General features: G+C 69.0%; 20 protein-coding genes. All 20 read right to left on the bottom strand.

The genetic code is table 11. From position 1 onward, the window contains the following. Positions 1-46 precede the first annotated feature (46 nt). The 20 genes from GCU67_RS21410 to GCU67_RS13760 all read right to left on the bottom strand — a co-directional run bounded on the left by GCU67_RS21410 (position 47) and on the right by GCU67_RS13760 (position 21,164). Entirely contained in the window at positions 47-826 is a 780-nt protein-coding gene (locus GCU67_RS21410) for an ABC transporter ATP-binding protein (RefSeq protein ID WP_163611807.1), read from the bottom strand. Next, positions 823-1,848, bottom strand: a complete 1,026-nt coding sequence (locus GCU67_RS13845; protein WP_163611806.1) for a branched-chain amino acid ABC transporter permease — start codon at positions 1,846-1,848, stop codon at positions 823-825. Before GCU67_RS13845 ends, GCU67_RS21410 begins: the two co-directional genes overlap by 4 nt. Continuing rightward, positions 1,845-2,732, bottom strand: coding sequence for an ABC transporter permease subunit (locus GCU67_RS13840; protein WP_163611805.1), 888 nt, complete (start codon positions 2,730-2,732; stop codon positions 1,845-1,847). Before GCU67_RS13840 ends, GCU67_RS13845 begins: the two co-directional genes overlap by 4 nt. 74 nt (positions 2,733-2,806) lie before the next feature. Further along, entirely contained in the window at positions 2,807-3,868 is a 1,062-nt protein-coding gene (locus GCU67_RS13835; RefSeq protein WP_163611804.1) for an ABC transporter substrate-binding protein, read from the bottom strand. A 323-nt stretch (positions 3,869-4,191) separates the two neighbouring features. Continuing rightward, the gene (locus GCU67_RS13830; RefSeq protein ID WP_163611803.1) at positions 4,192-5,658 is read right to left on the bottom strand and encodes an aldehyde dehydrogenase family protein; all 1,467 of its coding nucleotides are present in this window, start codon (positions 5,656-5,658) and stop codon (positions 4,192-4,194) included. 85 nt (positions 5,659-5,743) lie between these two features. After that, positions 5,744-6,502: a glucose 1-dehydrogenase gene (locus tag GCU67_RS13825; protein ID WP_163611802.1), complete on the bottom strand. Its 759-nt coding sequence runs from the start codon at positions 6,500-6,502 to the stop codon at positions 5,744-5,746. Then, positions 6,499-6,795, bottom strand: a complete 297-nt coding sequence (locus GCU67_RS21405) for a hypothetical protein (protein ID WP_211661388.1) — start codon at positions 6,793-6,795, stop codon at positions 6,499-6,501. Before GCU67_RS21405 ends, GCU67_RS13825 begins: the two co-directional genes overlap by 4 nt. After that, complete coding sequence (locus GCU67_RS13820) at positions 6,792-8,765, bottom strand: hydantoinase B/oxoprolinase family protein (RefSeq protein ID WP_211661387.1); 1,974 nt, start codon at positions 8,763-8,765, stop codon at positions 6,792-6,794. The genes GCU67_RS21405 and GCU67_RS13820 overlap by 4 nt, the downstream gene beginning before the upstream one ends. Before the next feature lie 28 nt (positions 8,766-8,793). Beyond that, a complete protein-coding gene (locus GCU67_RS13815; protein WP_163611801.1) occupies positions 8,794-10,893 on the bottom strand; it encodes a hydantoinase/oxoprolinase family protein in 2,100 nt (699 codons plus the stop codon). Between the two features lie 1,341 nt (positions 10,894-12,234). Further along, positions 12,235-12,888, bottom strand: a complete 654-nt coding sequence (locus tag GCU67_RS13810; RefSeq protein WP_163611800.1) for an N-carbamoylsarcosine amidohydrolase — start codon at positions 12,886-12,888, stop codon at positions 12,235-12,237. After that, a complete protein-coding gene (locus GCU67_RS13805) occupies positions 12,885-13,787 on the bottom strand; it encodes a polysaccharide deacetylase family protein (protein ID WP_163611799.1) in 903 nt (300 codons plus the stop codon). Before GCU67_RS13805 ends, GCU67_RS13810 begins: the two co-directional genes overlap by 4 nt. 127 nt (positions 13,788-13,914) lie before the next feature. After that, entirely contained in the window at positions 13,915-14,814 is a 900-nt protein-coding gene (locus GCU67_RS13800; protein WP_163611798.1) for a DMT family transporter, read from the bottom strand. 19 nt (positions 14,815-14,833) lie between these two features. Beyond that, on the bottom strand, positions 14,834-15,628 hold the full coding sequence (locus GCU67_RS13795; RefSeq protein ID WP_211661386.1) for an IclR family transcriptional regulator: 795 nt from the start codon (positions 15,626-15,628) through the stop codon (positions 14,834-14,836). A 110-nt stretch (positions 15,629-15,738) separates the two neighbouring features. Next, the gene (locus tag GCU67_RS13790) at positions 15,739-16,998 is read right to left on the bottom strand and encodes an NAD(P)/FAD-dependent oxidoreductase (protein ID WP_163611797.1); all 1,260 of its coding nucleotides are present in this window, start codon (positions 16,996-16,998) and stop codon (positions 15,739-15,741) included. Next, entirely contained in the window at positions 16,995-17,192 is a 198-nt protein-coding gene (locus GCU67_RS13785) for a ferredoxin (RefSeq protein ID WP_163611796.1), read from the bottom strand. Before GCU67_RS13785 ends, GCU67_RS13790 begins: the two co-directional genes overlap by 4 nt. Positions 17,193-17,211: 19 nt before the next feature. Beyond that, entirely contained in the window at positions 17,212-18,027 is an 816-nt protein-coding gene (gene hcaB / locus GCU67_RS13780; protein WP_163611795.1) for a 3-(cis-5,6-dihydroxycyclohexa-1,3-dien-1-yl)propanoate dehydrogenase, read from the bottom strand. Further along, complete coding sequence (locus GCU67_RS13775) at positions 18,024-18,407, bottom strand: hypothetical protein (RefSeq protein ID WP_211661384.1); 384 nt, start codon at positions 18,405-18,407, stop codon at positions 18,024-18,026. Before GCU67_RS13775 ends, hcaB begins: the two co-directional genes overlap by 4 nt. Then, positions 18,404-18,928, bottom strand: coding sequence for a 3-phenylpropionate/cinnamic acid dioxygenase subunit beta (locus GCU67_RS13770; RefSeq protein ID WP_338105007.1), 525 nt, complete (start codon positions 18,926-18,928; stop codon positions 18,404-18,406). Before GCU67_RS13770 ends, GCU67_RS13775 begins: the two co-directional genes overlap by 4 nt. 104 nt (positions 18,929-19,032) lie before the next feature. Next, positions 19,033-20,514, bottom strand: a complete 1,482-nt coding sequence (locus GCU67_RS13765) for a Rieske 2Fe-2S domain-containing protein (RefSeq protein ID WP_163611794.1) — start codon at positions 20,512-20,514, stop codon at positions 19,033-19,035. Further along, entirely contained in the window at positions 20,511-21,164 is a 654-nt protein-coding gene (locus GCU67_RS13760; RefSeq protein ID WP_163611793.1) for a GNAT family N-acetyltransferase, read from the bottom strand. Before GCU67_RS13760 ends, GCU67_RS13765 begins: the two co-directional genes overlap by 4 nt. Between the last annotated feature and the right edge of the window lie 73 nt (positions 21,165-21,237).

The following is a 21,237-nucleotide window of genomic DNA, read 5'->3' as shown; positions in this document are numbered from 1 at the left end:
CTCACGCCGTACCCGGCGCGCAGGTTGGTTACGACGAGATCCGCGCTCACAAGCCGGCCGCCGGGTGGAAAAGGTCCTCCGGCCGGGCATCGCCCAGATAGGCCCGCTGGACCTGTTCGTTCTGTCGGATGCTCTCCCGGTCGTCATCGGCGAGCAGCCGGCCCAGGTGCAAAACGCTGATCCGCTCAGCTAGCCGGAACACCACCTCGAGGTCGTGCTCGATGATCAGCACGGTCACGTCCCCGGGCAGGGACTCGATCAGTTCGGCGAAGCGCCCACTTTCGGCGGCCGACATCCCTGCCGTGGGCTCATCGAGTAGGAGCAACTGCGGTCGTGTCGCGAGGGCCACCGCCACCTCCAGTTGTCGACGTTCGCCGTGGGACAGGTCGCTGACGGGTCGGGAGGCGCGGCCGCTCAGCCCAGTGGCAGCCAGGCACTCGGCGACCACGTCGTCCACCCCGGGGAGCCGGTGGGCCGGCCGCCGGAGACTCATCCCCTGGCCGGACGTGCGCTGGGCGGCCATGGCGACGTTGTCCGCCACCGGCAGGGACAGGAAGAGGCTTGAGTGCTGAAACGTCTTGGCAAGCCCGGCGCGGGACCGCCAGGCGGCGGACCGCCGGGTGACGTCGACACCATCGAGCATGATGGCCCCGGACGTCGGCCGCAGCGTGCCGGCGACCAGGTTGAACAGTGTGGACTTGCCAGCACCGTTCGGTCCGATGAGCGCGTGCCGTGCCCCCTTCTCGATGCTGAGGGTGACGTCCTCGACCGCTTTGAGCGACCCGAACTGCTTGGTCACGTTCGTGCACGACAGTACGGCGGTCATGCTGGGTCCTTCCTCCCGGGCCGGTGCAAGCGCAGACCGGCGAAGCCACGCGGCAACAGGTAAACGACGGCGATGAACGTGATGCCCAGCAGTAGGGGTCCGCGCCCGCCCAGCTGGGCGCCGACCTCGTCGCGGATGAAGATCACCAGCGCTGCGCCGAGGATCGCGCCCCACAGCCGGCCGCGGCCACCGATCACCACGGCCAGCAGTGCCATGGCCGAGACGTTGAACCCGAGGTCGGCGGGCGAGACGAACCTCGACTGCACCGTCCACAGCGAACCGGCGGCACCGGCGAACGCCCCCGCGAGGACGAACGCGGTGAACTTGACCCGGAAGGTCGAGTAGCCTAGCGAGGCCATCCGGTCCTCGTTGTCGCGGATGCCCCGCAGCGACCGACCGAAGGCGCTGCGGGAGATCGCGACGATCAACCCGAACCCGAGGGCGGCCACGGCGAGGACGTACCAGTAGCGGAAGCCGGCGAGCAGGAGCGGCCCCCCGCCGGGGACCACCTGGATCGCAGGGATGCCGACCAGCCCGTTGCTGCCGCCGGTGACCTGGTCCCACTGGTCGGCCGCTGTGCGGGCCAGTTCGGCCACCGCGAGGGTCAGCATGAGGAAGTAGGTGCCCCGGACCCGCACGATCAGCCACCCGACCAGGGCGGAGAACACCGCCCCGGCTACGGCGGCGGCCACCAGTTGGACGGGTGCGAGGGCGGTGAGCTCCTTGGCCGTGATGCCGGCGACGTACGCGCCGACGCCGAAGGGCGCTGCGTGTCCCAGCGACGGCATGCCCCCCACCCCGACGAGCAGATCGAGGCTCACGGCGAGCAGGGCGAAGGCGAGGATCCGGCTGAGCAGGTTGGCTGCGTCGCTGGGTACGACGAACGGGACCGCCACCAGCGCAAGCAGGAGTGCGGCCGCCAGCACCAGCCGCGGCGCCCGCCCCGCCCGACCGCGGGCCGGACCGGTGTCGGGGCGCGCGGCCTGGTCAGTACGCGAGGACGTCCCCAGGTCCGAGGTCATGCCAGCCGTCCCTTCCCGAGGATGCCCGCGGGCCGCAGCAGCAGCACGAGGGCCATGGCACCGAAGGTGAGGAACGCGGCGTAGCTGGGCGCCAGCGAGACACCGAGGGTCTGCACCTGACCGATGACCAGCGCGCCCACGAAGGCGCCGGCGACCGAGCCCAGACCACCGATCACGACCACCACCAAGCCGAGGATGAGCACCCGGTTGTCCAGGCCCGGCGCTGCGTTCAGGATGGGTGCGCCCAGTACCCCACCGAACGCGGCCAGCGCCGCGCCGACGGCGAACACCCCGGTCATCAGCCGCCCGGTGTTGACGCCCAGGGCACGGACCATCTGCGCGTCGGCCACAGTGGCCTGCACGAGCGCACCCATCTTCGTGCGCTCGATGACCAAATAGGCGGCGATCGCCAGGGCCAGGCCGACGGCGATGATGACCAACCGGTACGTGGGGTAGGTACTGCCGAAGACGCTCACGCTGCCGTCGAACGGGCTCGGCGGCGCCACGGTTCGCACCTCCCGGCCGTACTGCTGGGCGAGCAGGTCGCCCACCACGAACGCGACGCCCAAGGTCAGCAGAGCCTGGTCGAGGTGCCCCCGGGAGGCTAGCGGACGGGTCAGGAACGACAGCCCGGCGCCGGCGAGGCTGCCGAGGGCGACCGCAAGGACCAACGCGAGCACGAAGAAGCCCAACGTGGGAGTGAAGGCGGTGCTGACCGACACGGCGATGTACGAGCCGATCAGGTAGAGCGATCCGTGAGCCAGGCTGAGCACATCCATGACCCCGAAGACCAGGGACAGACCCAGGGCGATGGTGAACAGCAGGACGCCGAACGCGATGCCGTCGACCACCGTGATGAGGTTGCTGCTGAAGAAGCCGAACACCGGCGGGACTCCTGCTCCTCGGTGAGGGGAGCGGTGTCGTAGGTCAGGTGCTACCTACGACACCGCCCTCGTGACTACTGCTCGGTGAGCGGGCGGATGATGGCGTTGACGGGCTGGCCGTCCTGCATCTGCACCTCGCGGAGGTAGTAGGTGTAGGAGGCCTGGTGGGTGTCGGTGTAGCTCCACTCGCCAGCCGGGCTGGGGATCGTATCGATGCCCTCGAGGCCCTCGACGATCTCCGGGCCGCTGGTGCCCACCTCGAGCGCCTGGTCCAAGGACTGGCACGCGTCATAGGCCTGCACGGAGTAGACCGTCGGCGGCTCCTCGTAGGCGGCGGTGTACGCCTCGACGAACTTCTGGTTCTCCGGGGTGTCCAGCTGGGGCGAGTAGTGCAGGACGTTCTGAATGCCCTCGGCGTCCTGGCCGAGAGCCTCCAGCTCCCCGCCCTCGGTCACGAACCCGGCCGCGAAAAGCGGCAGATTCTGGCTCAGACCGAAGCTGTTGTACTGCCGGGCGAAGCTGACCGCCTCCGAGCCACCGAAGAAGGCATAGACGGCCGATGCGCCCGACTGCTCGATCTGGGACAGGAACGGCTGGAAGTTCTCCGTCTGGCCGAACGGAGTGAACACCTCGCCGGCCACGGTGCCGCCGGCCCCCTCAAAGGTCTTGCGGAACGCTGCAGCGTGCTCGCGTCCGGCGGCGTAGTCGGGGGCAATCACGAAGACGCTCCCCTCACCCACCTGCTCGGCAACGTAGGCGCCGATGGAGCCGGACACGTCCTCGATCCGGTGGGAGGACCGCCAGACGAAGTCCGAGACGTCGGGACCGGTGATCGCGTTGGCCCCGGCGTTCGCGACCACCAGCGGGACCTGTGCCTCGGTGAAAGCGTCCTGGACGCCCAGGGCGACGGCGCTGCTCACCACACCGACGACGGCGCTGACGCCGTCCTCCAAGAGGCCCTGCGCCGCGGGCACACCGGTGTCGGGGCTCTCCCCCTCGTCGGCGACGACGACGTTGACGTCACGCCCGCCGAGCTGACCCTCTGCTTGGTCGAGGCAGAGGCGGAAGCCCTGCTCCATGTCCTCCCCGATGGGCGCGTAGACGCCGGACTGTGGTACTAGCAGTCCGATGTCCACGGACTCCGTGTCCCCACTCCCACCCCCGGTGTCGCTTAGACTGGAGCCCCCGCAGGCGGCAAGCACCAGAACTGCCACCGTAGACGTGGCGAGTCCCGCTGCCCGGGCCCTCTTTCCTGCACCGACGACCTTCACTGTCGAACCTTTCCATCACGAGGAGGCGCCTGGCACCCGGAGATGCTCACCGGGCGCCGGACAGACCGGTTGGCCTGGCAACTGGACGTGTTTGGCTCAATGCCTTTGCGGCGGGGGACGTGCCGGCCACCGCGGCGGCCCAGGGCTGGGTGCGGCGGCACGCCCAGGCGTGCCGCCGCGCAGACTTGTCATTCGAGGACGACGGTGACCGCCTTGGTCTCGGTGTAAGACAGGAGCTCCTCGACGGACTCCTCGCGGTCGACCCCGGAGGACTTCATCCCGCCGAAGGGCAGACCCCAGTAGTGCCGCGCGCTCCCATTGATCCAGACGTAGCCGGCCTGCAGCGCCGCGGCCATCCGGTGTGCCCGGGTGACATCGTTGGTCCAGACTCCGGCGGTGAGCCCGTACTCGCTTGAGTTGGCGATCCGGATGGCCTCCTCCTCGTCGCGGAAAGTAATCACCGAGAGGACCGGGCCGAAGATCTCCTCCACCGCAGCCGGATTGTCTGGCGTCATCGGGCCCAGCACGGTCGGGGCCACGTACCAGCCCTCTTCCCCCACGGTGTCCGGCCGGCCGCCACCGACCTGCACCGGAGCCCCCGCCGCCGTCGCCGCCTCGATCGCCTTGATGGACTTCTCGTACTGCTTGCGATCGATCACGGGGCCCATCTGGGTCCCCTCGGCCAGCGGGTGGCCCACCCGGATGGCCCTCACCTGCTCGACCACCGAGGCGAGCACCTCATCGGCGATCGACTCGTGCAGCAGGAGCCGGCTGGTTGAACCGCACGACTGTCCGGCGGTCAGCGTGTAGTTCATTCCGAAGACGGCGCTGTCGGCCGCTCTGGCTAGGTCGGCGTCGGGCATCACGATCAGCGCGTTCTTCCCACCCAGTTCCAGGCTCACGTACTTCACGCCGCTCTCCGCGGCCTGACGCTGGATCAACCGGCCGGTGTCCGGTGCACCGATGAAGCCGATCCGCCGGATCAACGGATGCGTCGTGAGCGCCTGCCCGCTGATCGCGCCGCGACCGGTAATCACCGCGCACAGGTCGGGCCCGAAGACCTCAGCGGCCAACTCCGCCATCCGCAAGGCCGACAGCGGCGTCTGATCCGGTGCCTTGAGCACCACGGCGTTACCGGCCACCAGCGGGGCGGCGACCTTGCCCCCCGCGAACAGGATCGGATGATTGAACGGCACGATCCGCGCCACGACCCCGTACGGCTCCTGCATCGAGTAGTGCAGGTTCCCCGAAAGCGGATAGGTCGCCCCGCCTAGGGACATGCCCAGATCGGCCATGATCTCCAGCAACGTGGCCGCGGCCTCCACGTCGGCAAGCATCACCTCTAGAGGGAACCCCGCATCCAGCGCATCCAGGGTCGCCAACTCCTCGGCGTGCGCCCGCAGCACCCCGGCGAACTCGCGCACCTTCGCCGCCCGCGACCTCACCGGCAACCGCCCCCACGCCCGCTGCGCCTGCGCAGCCGCGCGGACCACCCGGTCCACCTCCTCGGCCGAACAATCCGGCGCATCAGCCAACCGGCGCCCGGTGGTCGGATCCTCCACCTCATAACGCGCCGCAGTGGGCATCGCACGCCCACCCAGCTGCACCTCGAACGATCGGTCGAGCACGGTGTGAACACTGCCCAGCAAGGTCATTTTGTCCTGGTCCTCCGTTGTAGGGGATCGGTGGGTTGGGACGCTGCGCGTCGGGCGGATATCTGATCGGGCCCGACGTCCAGGGTCAGCGGTGCAGCAGGCCACCATTGACGCTCAGGGTCTGACCGGTGACCCAGCGGCTGTCCTCAGAGAGGAGGAAAGCCAGGACGCCGACCATGTCGGCGGGTTCTGCGTCACGGTGCAAGGCCTGAGCGGCTTGCATCGCCGCCTTCTGCTCAGCCGAGACGGTGCCGCGTGGCACCTCCGTGTAGGTCGCGCCGGGTGAGATGGAGTTCACCCGGATCAGGTCTCCGCCGAGCTCATGAGCCATCGCGTGGGTCATCGCGGTCACCCCGCCCTTGCTGGCGATGTAATGCAGGTACCCGGGGCGGCCCAGCCAGACGGCATCGGAGCCGACGTTGACGATGCTGGCTCCACCGGCCGCCCGCAGCGCTGGCAGCAGCGCGCTCGTCAACAACCAGGGCCCGCGGAGATTGACCAACATAAGCCGGTCCCACTCGTCGATCGGGATGTCCCAGAACGGCTTCATGGCGATCGTGGAGAAGATCGCAGCGTTGTTGACCAGCCCGTGCACCGCACCGAACTCGGCGGTGACGGCATCGGCGAGCGCGGAGACTGAAGCCGGGTCGCCGACGTCGAGGTGATGGAACCGAGCGGTCGCCCCGTCGGCGCCGAGCTCCGCAGCCACCGCGGAACCCTTCTCCTCGTTTAGGTCGGCGATCACGACCGTGCCGCCGTCCTCGACGATCCGCTGGGCGTAGGCCCGCCCGAGTCCCTGACCTCCGCCGGTGACGACCACCACCCGCCCTTCCAGCCGAGTCACGCGCCCACCAGCTTCAGCGAACGGATGCGGAACGACGGCTCATCGGCCGGCACGATCTCGGCCTGCAGCAGGGTCAGGCACTCCGGACAGAAGGCCTGCCGGAACACCACCTCGCGGTCGGTGAAGTTGCTGGCCTCTGCGCGCACCGACGGCCCAGCCGTCCTGGGTGCGCTCTCCCGGACACGCGCATCCCGCAATGGGTCGGCGGCCACGCCCACCCGCGCCGAGCAGTGCCGGCAGCTGACCAGGCCTGCATCGTCCTGCTCAAGGTTCTCGTCGATGAACACGCTCATGCGGGAATCTCCTTGTCGTCGACCCCTGCGCGGCTGCGGCGAAGTGCCGCGCGCAGGGTAGTGGTCGCGTCCAGGTCGGTCGCGTAGTCGGCGTCCAGCACGACGCCGTACACCTCCTCCGCCCCTCGGGGCGAAACCTTGTGGGCCACCACGTCGGCAGCGACGGCCACGGGGTCGCGGAGCAGTGGGTCGCCGTAGCCGCCGCCGCCCTGCCAGTGGGTGTAATAGACGTCATCGGGACCTAGATCGGTCTCGTGGTGGGCGGGCAGCAGGTCGGTGCTGCCCGAGAGCTCGGCCAGCGATCCGGGGATGCGACCGGCTGCGAACTGCGCGGCGATGTCGGTACCCCGCAGGAGCACGTCATGCTGGGTACCTGCGGGCAGCCCGCCGGACAGGCCGTTGGCCAGCGGGAGCGCCTTACCGGGCGCCGAGACCACCAGGTGCACGCCCCCGAGAGGGCTGTCGTACGGGAGAAAACAGCTTGATGCCCCCACCCCACCTCGGAAGCGGCCGGGGCCGCCGGAGTCGGCCTCCTCCCGGCGCCACAAGTAGAGCATCGGGAAGGCAAACTCATTCATCTCCACGTCGGCCACCCGTCCCATCGGGATGGGTGCCAGCCCACCGGTGTCCACGCCATCGGAGTCCGACCGGGCACCCAGTCCCCCGGCCATCGAGTCGCAGAGCATCGTGACGAAACCCAAACCGCGCTGGTCGACCCCGGCGAGCAGGGCGAAGTCCCAGGTGCCGCAGCAGACGCTCATCAGCCGCTTGCGGTGCTCCGGGTGGGTGTCCAGCATCCCGGCCAGGCACTCGGTTGTGACATTCATGGTCGCCCACGCAGAAGCCACCGACGCCTTCCCGACTCCGGCCGGGAAGGTCGCATTGTTGATCGTCCCCGACTCGCTGATGATCTCGATGCAGCGGTAGATCCCCCCGCACGCCCAGGGGATGTCGCCACAGAGCATGGTCAACACGACCGGCATGATGCCGCCGCGCAACCCAGCGAACGTGCAGTTGATCAGACCGTCCACCTGCGCATCAGTGCCGGTGAAGTCGAAGACCAGTCTGTCGCCGTCCTTCGTCAACTTGAGGACGATCTTGTAGATCCCCCGGTCGCCAGACCGAGCCGAGTCCTGATGGGCCACCGACGTCCAGGACCCATCAGGCAGCTCTCGCAGCTTCGCTCGCAGCCGCGACTCAGCATCGTCCATTGTTCGGCGCATGACGGCCTTCACGGTGCCCGCGCCGTACTTCTCGCACAGCGCGCGCAACCGCTCGTGCGCGACGTTGTTGGCGCCGATCTTGGCTCGCAAGTCCAGCGCGACGAGCTTGGGAACGCGGGAACGACGTAGCCAGACGTCCTCGATGTCGGTCCGGATCTCTCCACCCTCGACAATCTTGACCGGTGGGGTAGGCAGCGACTCCCAGAAGACGTCGCTGCCCCCCACCGACCAGCTTCCTGGTGAGACCCCCCCCAGGTCGACCTGGTGCGCGACCGCGCCAGTCCAGCAGAACAGCTCGCCGTCAACGAACAGCGGAGCGAAGAGACTGACGTCATTCTGGTGCAGACCGCCACCAACCCAGGGGTCATTGCACAGGAACATGTCGCCCGGACCGATCCCTGGGCGAGCGCAGCGTTCCCGGAGCGTCCAGTTGGCGGCCATGTCCAGCGAAGCCGCCAGTTCGGTGTTGTACAGGCCGACCTGCACCACGTCGCCGACCTCGTCCATGATCGCAGCGTCGAAGTCGTTGCAGTCGGTGACCACAACGGACCCGGACATCCGCTTCAGCGCCTCACCCATCTCCTCAGTGATCGAGGTGAGGCGGTGCCGGATGACCTCGTACGTGAGTGGGTCAAGGGCGTCGACGGTCGCCTGGTCGACGTCGTGCAGTCGCAGCGAGTCGCCGACGATGCGACGGGTCTCTTCTGGCGAAGCCGGCAGGTTGGCGAACCTCTCGGCACCGGCCACGGGAATTACGGGCATCTACGGATTCCTCTCAGGCCTGCGTGTAACGGATGACGAGGTTGCCGAGTCGGTCGACCCGGCCGACACAGCCTTCGGGCAGGGCGACGGTCGTGGTGGGCGCCTCGACGACGGCGGGCCCCTTCAGCTCGTGCCCCTCGGCGAGCACGCCGTAGTCATAGATGTCAGCGTCCTGCCAGCCCCGCCGCGCATCGAGGAACACCCGCCGCTGGCTGGTCGGCTGGGCATCTCCCGAGCTTTGCTCTACGGCACCAAGCGTTGGCCGGATGGGGAGGACGCCAACCGCTTGTGTGCGGTAGGTGATCAACTGCAGACCGGCTTCGGCGAACCCCGAGCCCCTCCCGTACAGCTGCTCGTAGCGCTGCCCGAAGGACGCCCCGACGGCGTCCAGATCGGCCGCGTCCAGCTCGCCGGTGGGCACCGGGGTGGCCACTTCCGCCAGCTGCATGGTGTATCGCATATCGACCTCATTCCGGTACGCCACCTCGGAGAAGCGCAGCGCCTGGGCCGACAGGCGGCTCTCCAGCTCCCTGCGCAGCCCGGCGAAGGCGCCGTTGAACACCTCCGGCTCCACCGGGAAATTGCTGGGCGCCGATAGTTCAGCGGTGAGAACGATGTCCGAGGCCGCGAGACCGTAGGCGGAGAAGACCGCGGCCGTCGGCCCGAGCGGGACCACGACCTCACTGACGTCGAGGTCTGCGGCGTAGCTGGCGCAGTGCATCGGGCCAGCGCCACCGAAGGCGTACAGGACGAAGTCGCGCGGGTCGTGTCCGGAGGTGACCACGACCTTGCGGACCAGGTCGGCGGTCTGCGCGTTCTGGATGGCGTAGACCGCCGCGCACGCGTCATCGACGGAAAGCCCGAGTGGCTCGGCGATGTGCTTTCGCACGGACTCGGCGGCCAATTCCTTCGAGAGCTGCTTGCGTCCGCCCAGGAAGTTGTCCGGGTTGACGATGCCCAGCAGCAGGTCGACGTCAGTGACGGTCGGCTCGGTGCCGCCCTCGCCGTAGCATGCCGGGCCCGGCCGGGCGCCGGCGCTACGCGGGCCGACGTGCAGATTGCCACCGCTGTCGACCCAGGCGATCGCACCGCCGCCAGCACCGATCGTGTGCACGTCGACCATCGGCACGTTGAGCTGGTGCTGATTCAGGACGGTGCTGGTCGTGGAGACCGGCTCGCCGTCGACCACCAGCCCGGCGAGGAAGGTGGTCCCGCCCATGTCGGTAGAGATCACGTTGCGGTGGCCCAGCTCACTGGCCAGCCGGGTACACCCGACGACGCCGCCGGTGAGCACCGAGCCGATGGTCGTGATCGCCCGGGACGGCGCATCCGCCGAGTCGACGCAGCCGCCGGACCCCTGCATGACCAGCAGTGACCCCTCGAAGCCACGAGAGCGCAGCTCCGCCTCCAGCGGCCGGAGGTAGTCCCGCAGCCGGGGTCCGACCTGGGTGTTCATGATCGTGGTCGCGCTACGGGAGTATTCCCGGATCCGTGGGCTCACCTCACAGGAGAGCGCCACGTAGGCGTCGGGCGCCTCCTCGGCCACCAGCTCGCCGATCCGCTTCTCGTGCGCAGGGTTCCGGAAGCTCCACAGAAGACTGACCGCGATCGCCTGGGCGCCTGCTGCGACCAGCTCGCGGATCGCCGTCCGGGTGCCGTCCTCGTCGAGCTCGACGACCACGGAGCCCTTGTGGTCGATCCGCTCGTTGATCTCGCGCACCAGTCGTGGGGGAACCAGAGGAGCAGGCTTGGCGGTCCGAACCATGTCTTGGACCTGGTCGGCACCCAGGCCGGCGTATCGGCCCTCCAGGTTCATGATCGCGATCGAGTCGGCGTGGCCGCGCGTGGTAAGGAAACCGACCGTAGCGACGTCTCCGGTGACCAGCGCGTTCAGGGTTGACGTCGTTCCGTGCACAATGTAGTGAGTGTCGGCGAGCAGGTCCTCGGTTGTCGTTCCGAGGGACCCGGCGAGTTCGTCGAGCACGGTAAGGAAACCCTGCGAGAAGTCCGGTGGCGTGGACGGCGTCTTTACCCCCGCCACCTTGCCGTGCTCGTCCGCCGCGAACGCATCGGTGAACGTTCCACCGATGTCGATCCCGATCACGTAGGCCATGACACCTCCTGTAAACCCACCATCGCGTCCCGCCGCTTGTGTGAGCGCCGCCACCCCACTAGATCATTCGGGGTGTCTGCTGTCCAGTGCCGCCTTCCGTCCTGCGGAGATGGCCGGTCTGGCGCAGGGAGCGAAGCATGGCTTTTCCGACCCGGAGGAACCCATCAGCTCCCGCTGGCAATCGGAGTCCCGGAGCGCCTCGGGGCGCCGCCTCCCAGGCAGGCCCGTCGACGAGGCCACTCGCCGGCGCGACCGTCGCGGGAGTAACCGGAGGAACGGGCGTGAGAGCGTTCGCACCTGGATAGTCGTCGTGGTGGCCGCGCCGCACCGTCTTCTGCACCTGCTCAGCGCACCGAAGGCCTGCGTTCGGCCGATGTGCCCAGCTGAGGAATCGATCAGCGGTCAGGGAGGTGAGCTGTGACTTGTGGCCGGTGTCCTCCCTACTGACCACCGGCGGCCTGCTCGCCGTCGGCTCCCTTACCGATGGGGTGGGCTTACTGCCGGCCCTCCTCGCTCGGGTCAGGGGCGAATCGTCGCCCCAGGAGCGACGCGTGGGCCGGTACGCCCCACCAACGCCTCGCTGCTGGCGACCGTCCTCCACACCTGGGCCCACACCGGCCGAGGTTCTGGCGTGGGGAGGACGCGCCGCGGGTTGTCCGGTCGCCGGTGGGGCACGCGTCACCCGCGCTGACTGGGTCTCTCTGGCGTCGATCACCCAGCCGGCTGGACAGTCAAGCGATGACATGGTCGCGCCGCTGCCCGTCGCTGGCTGACCCGCACCATCGCGACCGGTACGCACTGGTGCGGTCGGTCAACCTGCGGATGCGCGGGCAATTCCGGCTCGGTGCGTGGCGACCGGTCAAGGCCCGCCGGATGGCAGCACGGCCGCACGCGTCAACTGGCAGCTGCCCTGGCGACTGCTTCGCCTGGTGCCGGTGACGACCGCCTCCGGACCGGCCGTCACCCGCAGCGCCGCGGTTGCAGGGTGGGCGAACGAGTCCGCTGGCGTCCGACCTGCCTCCCCGGGCTTGCCTGGACGTGCGGCCCGGACACGGACACCGTCGCGTCGAGGTGGGCCACCGGCGACCACGCGGAGCGGGCCGCCCCGTGTCGGTCAGGACGGCCGGCTGGGTGACGTGCTGATGCTTCGCTGGGACGACCCCGACGGCAAGAAGTTCGGGGGCCACCTCATCGACGTGACGATGAGCGCGAACTGGCTTGGACGCGGTCACCGCGGTGCGCATCCGTGTCCGGCAGCGCAGACGACGGCCGTCCCCGACCTGCGCTGCGGGGACGACAGCGCCCGCCCCCGAGGCACGGGCACCTCGCGTCACGATCCGGTCAGGAGGCGACGCCGGTGGAGAGGTACGCCAGCGTCTCGTCGAGACTCACCACGTCGCCGTACTTGGCGTCGATGTCGAACAGGCTCGCGGCGTGCGGCAGTGCCGCACGATCCCCCACCGCCTCCTCGACCACGATGGTGTGGAACCCGAACGAGCAGGCGTCGACGGCGGTGGCGCGGACACAGCCACTCGTCGTGCAGCCCGTGATGATCAGCGTGTCCACGTGCCGGGACACGAGCCGCGCCGCCAGATCGGTCCCGAAGAAGCATGAGGCGTACTTCTTGATCAGCGTCGTCTCGTTGGGACGCTGATCAAGGCGCTTGTCCACCTCGACCCACTCGCTGCCTTCCACGAGCCACTTGTTGGCCGGGATCTTCCGCACCCAGACGCCGGCTTCCTGCAGCTCGGCATCGTAGGACACAGTGGAGAAGATGATCGGGATACCGGCTGCCCGGGCCGGTTCCAGCAGCCGGTTGGTCGCTGCCAGCTGGCTGTCCAGGTCCCCCGCCAGTGGCGACCGCAGATCTGTGAAACCGGTGATGAAGTCGACGGCGAGCAGGGCCGGCCGCTGTCCGAAGCCGACTCGGCTACCGAAGCCCTTGTCCCGGAACTCCTGACGCAGTCGCTGGTACTCGGCAACGACGTCGCTCATCGGGCGATCTCCTCCGCAACAGTGGAACCGGGCCGACCCGGTCCGCGCTGCTCCCGGTATACCTCGGCGATCCGGTCACTGGTGGTCAGCCAGACGCCCTCGTGCCCGGCGATGTACTCCAGCGCCTGGTCCAGGTACTTGTGCCGGAAGGGCTGATTGACGCTGAAAGGGTGGATGCACAGCGCCATGACGCGGCCGGAGTCCGCCGAGTCCGCGTAGAGCTGGTCAAGCTGATCCTTGACCGCCTCCAGGAACTCCGGGCCAGTGTAGCTCTTGCTCACGAACAGCGTGACGTCGTTCATCTCGATCGAGTACGGCACGCTCAGCATGCCGGGCACGGCGAGCTCGTAGGGCTGATCGTCGTTCGTCCAGTCCAGCGTGTAACCCAACCCCAGCTCAGCGAGCAAGGACGGGGTGTCGAACGTCTCGGTCAATGCCGGGCCGAGCCAGCCCTGCGGACGCCGGCCGATGGCGGCCTCGATGGTGTCGACGACCTCGGTGAGATACGCGCGCTCCGTCTCCCGGTCCATGCCCGCCTGGTAGGTCGAATTGTCCCTACCATGCGCCACCCAGGCCCATTCCCGGTCGATTCCGGCCTGCATGATCTGCGGGTATCGCGCGCAGACGTCGGAGTTGAGCAGCACACTGGCCGGCACGCCGTGCCGGTCCAGGCTCTCGATCAGCCGCCAGATGCCCACGCGCGGCCCGTAGTCCCGCCAGCCGTAGTTCAGCGCGTCGGGTGTGAGCCCGGCGGTGCCACCGAAGATGTTCGTGGACGGCCTGTCGATCGGGTAATGCTCGACATTGAGGCCCAGGTAGAAGGCGACCCGCGCACCCCCTGGCCACCGGATGGCAGGCCGGTCGACGATCGGGCTGTAGGGGAAGAGGTCGTTGTCCATCGGTTCAGCGACTCCGCTCGACATGGTGGGGGGACAGGGCGCCCGCCCAGAACACTGCTCTGTAGCGCAGAGTTCTACTGCAGGCCTCGTCCTGGAGTCAATCACCCGGTGCGTGGCACCCGGGGGCTCAGCTGACGACGAGGCCTATGACACCCCCGAGGATGAGCAGGACACCGGCGGCCGTGGGCACTCCGATCGCCTCCCGGCGGAGGAAGATGACGCTGACAGGCAAGACGATCACCGGGACCGATACGGAGATCACCACGGCGATGGCCACGGGTATGTACTGCGTAGCCGCGATTTGACAAGTTTGTGCGCCGATCGTCAGCACGCCACTGAGCAGCCACATCCGTCGACCGACCGGATCGGCACCGCGTACGGCACTCGGGAGCTTGCGGAGATCGGTGTTGACCAGTCCGTAGACGAGCAGACCTACGGCCGCGCCGATCAGGCTGCCGACGATCGGCGCCTCCCAGTCGCGCACACCCGCGCCACGCGCGACGTTGCCCAGGCCGTAAGCGAGCGCACCGAGCAGGCCGATCCCGAGGTGCTTGAGCGAGACCGATCCGCTGCCCGGCTCCCCGGGATCCCCGCTCCGACGGCGGGACGCGAGGTTCAGTCCGACGAACACGGCGAGCCCGTAGACCACCGCGACCAGGGGGAGCCGGTCATCGAGCAGGAACCACCCCGCCACCGCAGCGAAGAAGGGGTTGCTGACCTGGATGGCGCTGGCGCGGGTGGGACCGATCGTGGCGATCGACTTGGTCCAGAACCAGCGCCCCAGGTAGGAGGTCAGCAGGCCGCCGAGCGCGAACAGCGCGATGGCGTCCCACTCGGGTGGCGACCCCGGCCCCCCGAGGGCGTACTGCCCCAGGACGAGCAGAGCGGCGACGACCACATTGCTGGTCAGCCCGAGCAGGAAACCGAGGTCCTGGGGCAACCGCCGGACCGCCGGCCCGATCAGCAGAGCGTTCGCGCTGAACAGCAGCAGGGAGACCAGGGCCAGCAGTTCGCCGACGCCGGTCATGCCGGCCCGGGTGCCGCGGTCAGAGCAGGAGATGATCCAGTTCTTCTGCCGACTTCTGCAGACGGCCGATGACGGCATCCTGCATCATGTCGGTCATCCGGCTGGCCGGGACCGATACGTTGATGGCCAGCCGGGGCGACTGCGTGGAGTGCAGCGGGACGGCCACGGAACTGACCCCTTCCTCGGCCTCCTCCAGGCTGCGGGCGTAGCCCCGCCGACGAATCTGGGCCAGCTCCCTCAGCAGCGCCGTGCGCGTGCCGATGGAGTTGGCGGTGAGCCGGGGCAGTTCCTCCTCCGGAAAGAGCCGCAGCACCTGGTCCTCCGGAAGTTCGGAGAGCAGCGCCTTTCCGGTGGACGTGCAGTGCGCGGGCATGGACCTGCCGAGCCGCCCAACCACGCGTAGTGCGCGGCCGCTCTCCAGGGAGTCGATGAAGTGGACCTCGTTGCCCTCGAGCCGTCCGAGGTGCACGGTCTCCTCCAGGTCCGCGTTCAGGCGTTCCAGCACGGGACGGGCGCGGTTTCGGACGTCCAGCCTGCGCAGCACGCCGAAGGCAAGCCCGTCCAGCGTGGGGCCTGGCACGTAACCGCGCGTCGCGGCGTCCTGCCGGACGAAGCCGCGGTACTGCAACATCGCCAGCAGCCGGTGCGCCGTGGACGAGGCGACGCCCAGGTAACGGCTGACGTCGGTGAGCCGGAGGCTCGGCGATTCTCCGAGGAGCAACAACACCTGAAGCGCGTTGTCGACGGACTCGATCGGGTACTGCGGTGTACTGCCGTATGAGGGAGCGCGGGGCAGCATTTCGGCGGACGACACGGTGCAAGCGTACGTTCCGTCTGCTTTGCAGAGAGCGGCTACCACCGGGCCGCCGAGCCGGCGGCGAGTGGGTGGGCACCGGCGGGGCCCCTCGTGTCCTTCGCGACCCCTCAGCCATCTGCGCTCGTTGCAGGCACAGCGGCCATGGCCGGCCCCGCCGACACGAGCGCGCGGATCCGATCCAGCGCCTCGTCGTATCCGGCGTGACCGGTCACCAGCCGCCGGCACTGCACCAGTGCCCGGGGCCAGTTCACGGTGACCGCTCCGCAGAGCCGGTCGGCGTCGTCCTGGTACAGGACCGCGCCGCGCGGGCGCTCGCCCTCGAGCGTCCCGATGATCTCGTGCCGGACGCCGAGCACCGGACGGCCGACGATCTGTGCCTTCCAGTCGTACTGGTCGCTCCAGACGTACTCCACCGGGCTGTGCGGCCGCAGGTCGTCCGGGTGGGCAATGTTGTGGGCCGCGATCACTGCCTGCTCCACCGCGTTGGTCCAGTGCTCCACGCGGACGTGCTCGCGGTAGCCCGGGTGGAACCACCGCGCGACGTCCCCCACGGCGAAGACGTCGGGGGCGTCCACCGCGCGCGAGTACTCGTCGCACAGCACGCCGTTCTCGACCGCAAGGCCTGAGTCGGCCAGCCAGCCGTCGTTCGGGACGGCGCCGATTCCCACGACCACCGTCGCCGCGTTGAGCGTGCTGCCGTCGGTGAGCCGGACCCGCAGGTTCCCGGCAACGCCTTCGACTCCCTCGACGCCCAGGCCGAACCGGGTGGCCACGTCGTGGCGGTGGTGCAGCTCGGCGAATATCGACCCGATCTCCGGGCCGACGACCCGGCCGATCGGCGTCGGCATGGGGTCCACCACGGTCACGTCGTGGCCGAGACCGCGCGCGGTCGCGGCGACCTCGGCCCCGATGAACCCGCCGCCGACGACGACCACCGGCCCGTCCTGACGCAGGGCATCCGCGAGGTGCCGACTGTCGTCGAGGGTGCGCACTACGTGGACGCCCGACTCGGGACGCCATGGCGAGGGGCGGGCAGAGGCGCCCGTGGCCACCACGAGCTTGTCGTAGTCGAGCGCCTCGCCGTCTGCCAGCAACAGCCGGCTTCCGGCGACGTCCAGACGAGTGGCCGGCGAGCCGAGCCGTAGCTCGATGCCGTCGGCCGCGGCCTGCTCCGCGGTCAGGAGCAGTACCTTCTCCAGCTCCCAGGCCCCGGACAGGAACTGCTTGGACAGCGGCGGCTTGTCGTAGGGCGCGTGTGGCTCCGCCCCGACGAGCACGATCCGACCGTCGAAGCCCTCGCTGCGCAGCGCCTGCGCGGTGCGGACCCCACCGATGGAGGCCCCGACGACGAGGACCGTGCCAGTCATGCGTCCTCGATGGTCAGGGCGTTGACCGGGCAGCTGCGGGCTGCCTCTTCGATGCGCGGCCGTTCCTCCTCTGAGATCTCCGTGCGCAGCAGCACCACGACACCGTCGTCATCGATGTCGTACACGTCGGGCGCGGCATCCACGCAGTTGGCGTAGCCCTGGCAGGCGCCGAAATCGGCCTTCAGAACCGGCATGTCGGCTGCTCCTCTCGTTTCACGATCGTTTCTTGGGGGCGACGACGCCCATGCCACCGTCGGTGTGGACGGTCGTCCCGGTGATGCCGCGGGCCCGGTGGGAGGCCAGGAACACGTAGCTCCATGCGTGATCCTCGCCCGACAGCGCCACCTGCAACGGCACCCGCGCAGCCATCTCGGCCGCTCGCCCCGGAGCATCGCCCAGGCTGCGCTCGCCGAGCCCGAGGCTGGGCAGGCCTCGCAGGTCGGTGTTCAAGGTCCCGCCGGGCGCCACGCCGTTCACCCGGATCTCCGGCGCGAGATCGTGGGCGAGGGCGGTGACCAGCCCACGGACGGCGAACTTCGACGCCACATAGAGGACGCCGCCCCGGCCCGGGTAGTAGGCCGACGTCGACTCGGTGAGCACGATCGACGCGTTGCCCGACTCGTGCAGTGCGGGCAGCGCGGCCTTCACCGAATGCAGCATCGACTTGACGTTGGGGTGGAACATCTGGTCGAAGGCGGTGTCCAGCAGGTCGGCGTCCAGGTCGACGATGCTCCGGTAGTAGTCGAAGATCCCCACGCAGCTGACCAGCAGGTCGAGCCCGCCGAAGGCGTCGACGGCCGCGGCCACCGCGGCGTCGTTGGCGCCGCGGGTCGTCGCGTCCCCCACCGTGACCGGAACCTGCGGCAGCGCCTGGGCCAGTGCCCGGCTCTTGTCGGCATCCCGCTCGAGGACCGCGACCCGCGCACCCTCGGCCAGGAAGGAGTCGACGACGGCTCGACCGATACCGGAACCGGCGCCCACGACGAGAGCACGTCGCCCTGCCAGCCATCCGCCCGATGGAGCACTCACCGCGCGCCGCTCTCCGGCAGCTGCCCCCGGGCTCCGCTCCCTCCGTCGGTGAGCGCCCCACCCGGAACCAGGCCGCCGGTCGCCTCGGGGATGAGGGGGCCGAAGGGATTGCCGATCATAGCCGAGAAGGTGGCGGTGCTTTGCCACGTCAGTGCTTCCAGCTCCAGCGGATCGAGCGCGATCCACTGACCCGACTTGGGCGACTCCACCAGCAGCCGGGACCCGTTCCGGGTCTCGACCCGGACCGCGCGCACCTCGGCGAACTCGTTGGCCACGGTGATCGGCTCCCCCACCGTGTGCTTGAGGAGCGCGGCACGCTCCTCGGCCGCACGCCGGGCCGACCGCGCGTCCTCATCCTCACCTTCCCACTTGAGCGTCACAGGAAGATCGCCAGGTTCTGCATCCGCATGACCGAGTCATCGACCATGATCGTGCGCCGGGCGAGCTTCCAGCCGTCGGCGGTGTTGCGGAGGAGGTCCTCCCGCCCTGCGGAGATGAACGACCCCTCATGGACGTCCCCGCGGTTCCGGAAGAGCAGCACGGCCGAATCGACGATCAGGTGGTCCTCCTCGGCCGTAGCGAAGGTCCGGACGTTGCTCAGGTGGTGCCGCAGCCGGGAGGGTGGATCTTCCGTCCAGGCGTGCTCGGTCAGGAACCGCGCGACCCGGCGCGACAACGAGTACTTGTCCTCATCGAAGTGGGCCATTCCCGGGGACGTGTCATAGCCGGCACCGAGGGCGGTGGTGACCCGGACCGGCATCAGGTAGTGGATGTCGTCGGCGAGAAGGTCCAACCACTCTTCGTATGCCTGCGCGTCGAGCAACCATGCCTCGTCGACCAGCCAGCGCGACGCCTCGAGGTGCCGCGGGTCGGAGAAGGGGAGGGTCCGGCCGGTGCGCACGACGCGAGAGGCGCTACGACCCAGGACTGACCGCGCCGAGTGCAGGTCGACCGGTGTGACGGCCGGGGCAGCCGGGCTGCTCACCGGCGTCGGGATGGGGTGGCTCACTCTCCGGCTCCCGTCTGCTCGCCCGTGGGTGCAGCGACCTCGACCGCACGCTCCGCGACGTCGTCCACCGGGCGAAGAGGTCCGCTGTTCTCCTGCGCGGAGGAGACCTGCTCGGCGTAGCCGACCTCCATGGTCACCGCGGCCTTGACCGGCTGCTCCAGGTCATCGGCCCACCGGTTGAGCAGCTCGCGCTGGTTGTACTCCCCGTAGCCGGTGTGGGCCACCCCGGGGCCGTGGAACTCATCGGGCGTGAGCGCGGGGACCACCTCAGTGCCGTCCTCCAGTAGCCCCATGCGGCTGTTGAGGAGCAATCGGCGAGCCATCGAACCGGCCGCGGTGTTCGTCAGCGACACCCAGTTCTCGACGTCGTCCTGCTCGAACATCCCGGTCGACCCGAAGCACATCAGGTAGGCCTTGTAGGAGAGGGCCTTGAACTCCTCGGGGGCCTCGGCGTCGACGGCGAACCAGGACAGAACCTCCGTCTCGTCCTCACTGATCGGCTGCCACTGGCGGATCGAGATGAACGGCAGGACCTGGTCGGTGTTGTCCGCGACCTTCGGCCAGTTGTGCACAAACGACATGTTGGGGTAGATCGAGGCGGCACTGATCATGAACCCGTCCTCCCCGATCACCCTGAGCTGGTCCTGGGAGAGCGTCTCCTTCATCCGGTCGACCATCTCCTGCGGGTAGCCGACGTAGCGCAGTCGCTCGTCCAGGTCTCCCGACGGCAGCTTGTACGTGGTGCCGCCGCCATTGCCCGCCCAGTACGTGCAGCCGTCCTTGCGCTTTTCTGCCTTGGGCTCACGGAACAGCCCGATCTCCACGACGGACGTGTGCGTCTGCGGCGTGTGGTACATGTCCCCGGCGAAGTTCTCCGCGCCGATCTTCCAGTTCGCCTTGACCCGCCAGCGCTGCGGCCCGCGGAGCTCGATGCCGCTGGAGCTCTGCTTGGTGTAGTAGTCGAGGTAGAAGCGGAAGTCTCCGAGGTAGTCCTCCAGCGGCGGGGCGTCGGGATCCATTGAGACGAAGATCAGCCCGTTGTAGATCCCCAGGCTGGGCGCAGGCAGCAACCGCTGCCCCTTGCGCTTGAACCCCGCCTCGCCGCCGTAGGCGTCCTTGTGGAAAGGCAGGCCCACGATCCGCCCGTCGTTCCGATAGGACCAGCCGTGGTACGGGCAGCGGAAGTGCGAGGCGTTGCCCATCTCGGCGCGGCAGACCTGCATGCCGCGGTGCAGGCACATGTTGAAGTGCGCCCGCACGACTCCCTGTTCGTCGCGAGTGACGATGAACGAATCCTCCAGGACTCGGCGGACGACGTAATCACCGCTGTTCGGGATCTCGGACTCGTGGCCGACGAAGACCCACGCCCGGCCGAACACACGCTCGCGTTCGAGCTCGAATAGCTCGCGGTCGTTGTACAAGTGCGCCGGGATCATCCCCCGACGCACGTCGGCCAGCACACTGGACTGATCGCTCATGTCGTCCCTCCGCGTCCCCGGTTCTCTGGTCCGTTTGTCTGCTGTGCAGAACGGTCCTCTGCTGGCAAGTCTACCCCACCAACGCCGGCTGCGTAGACGATCACGGGGCGGCCGTGCTGCTCATCAGTGCGCAGGACGGTCATCCCCACCCGCTCGGCCACCGCGCGGGACGCGGTGTTCTGTGGATCGATCATCGCGGTCACGTACGGCAGGCCGCGCGTCCGCAGCGCCCAGGCGAGCCAGGCCGCCGCGGCCTCGGTGGCGTACCCGTTCCCCCAGGCGTCGCGACGCAACGCCCAGGTCAGCTCGACCTCGCCGAGGTGGGACCAGTACTGCAACCCACTGCGCCCGAGGAAGCGGTCATCCACCCTGTCGTGCACGGCCACGCGTCCGAACCCGCGCGACGCCCACATCTCCTCCGCCTCCTCGCACCGCCGCAGATGACCGGCGTGGTCCAGCGGCTTCAGGAACCGGGTCACGGCCGGATCGCCATAGAGGTCGACGAGATCCGCGACGTAGTGGCGCAGGAGTGGCCGCATCACCAGGCGGGGGGTGAGGAGCACGGCGTCCTCATGGAGGCGCCCGTCCTGCGTCACGGCGTCCTCTTCGACGGCGTCCTGCTGCGTGCGGGCCTCCTCGCGATGACTCATGACACGGCGACCTCTCCCGACCAGCGCGCCCGATGGCCCTTGGACCACTCCGGCGATCGTGCCGCCCGCCCCG

This window comes from Modestobacter muralis (assembly GCF_010682105.1).
GTDB lineage: Bacteria > Actinomycetota > Actinomycetes > Mycobacteriales > Geodermatophilaceae > Modestobacter > Modestobacter muralis.
The sequence above is the reverse complement of the archived record's forward strand: the minus strand, read 5'-3'. Positions and strand labels throughout refer to the sequence as shown.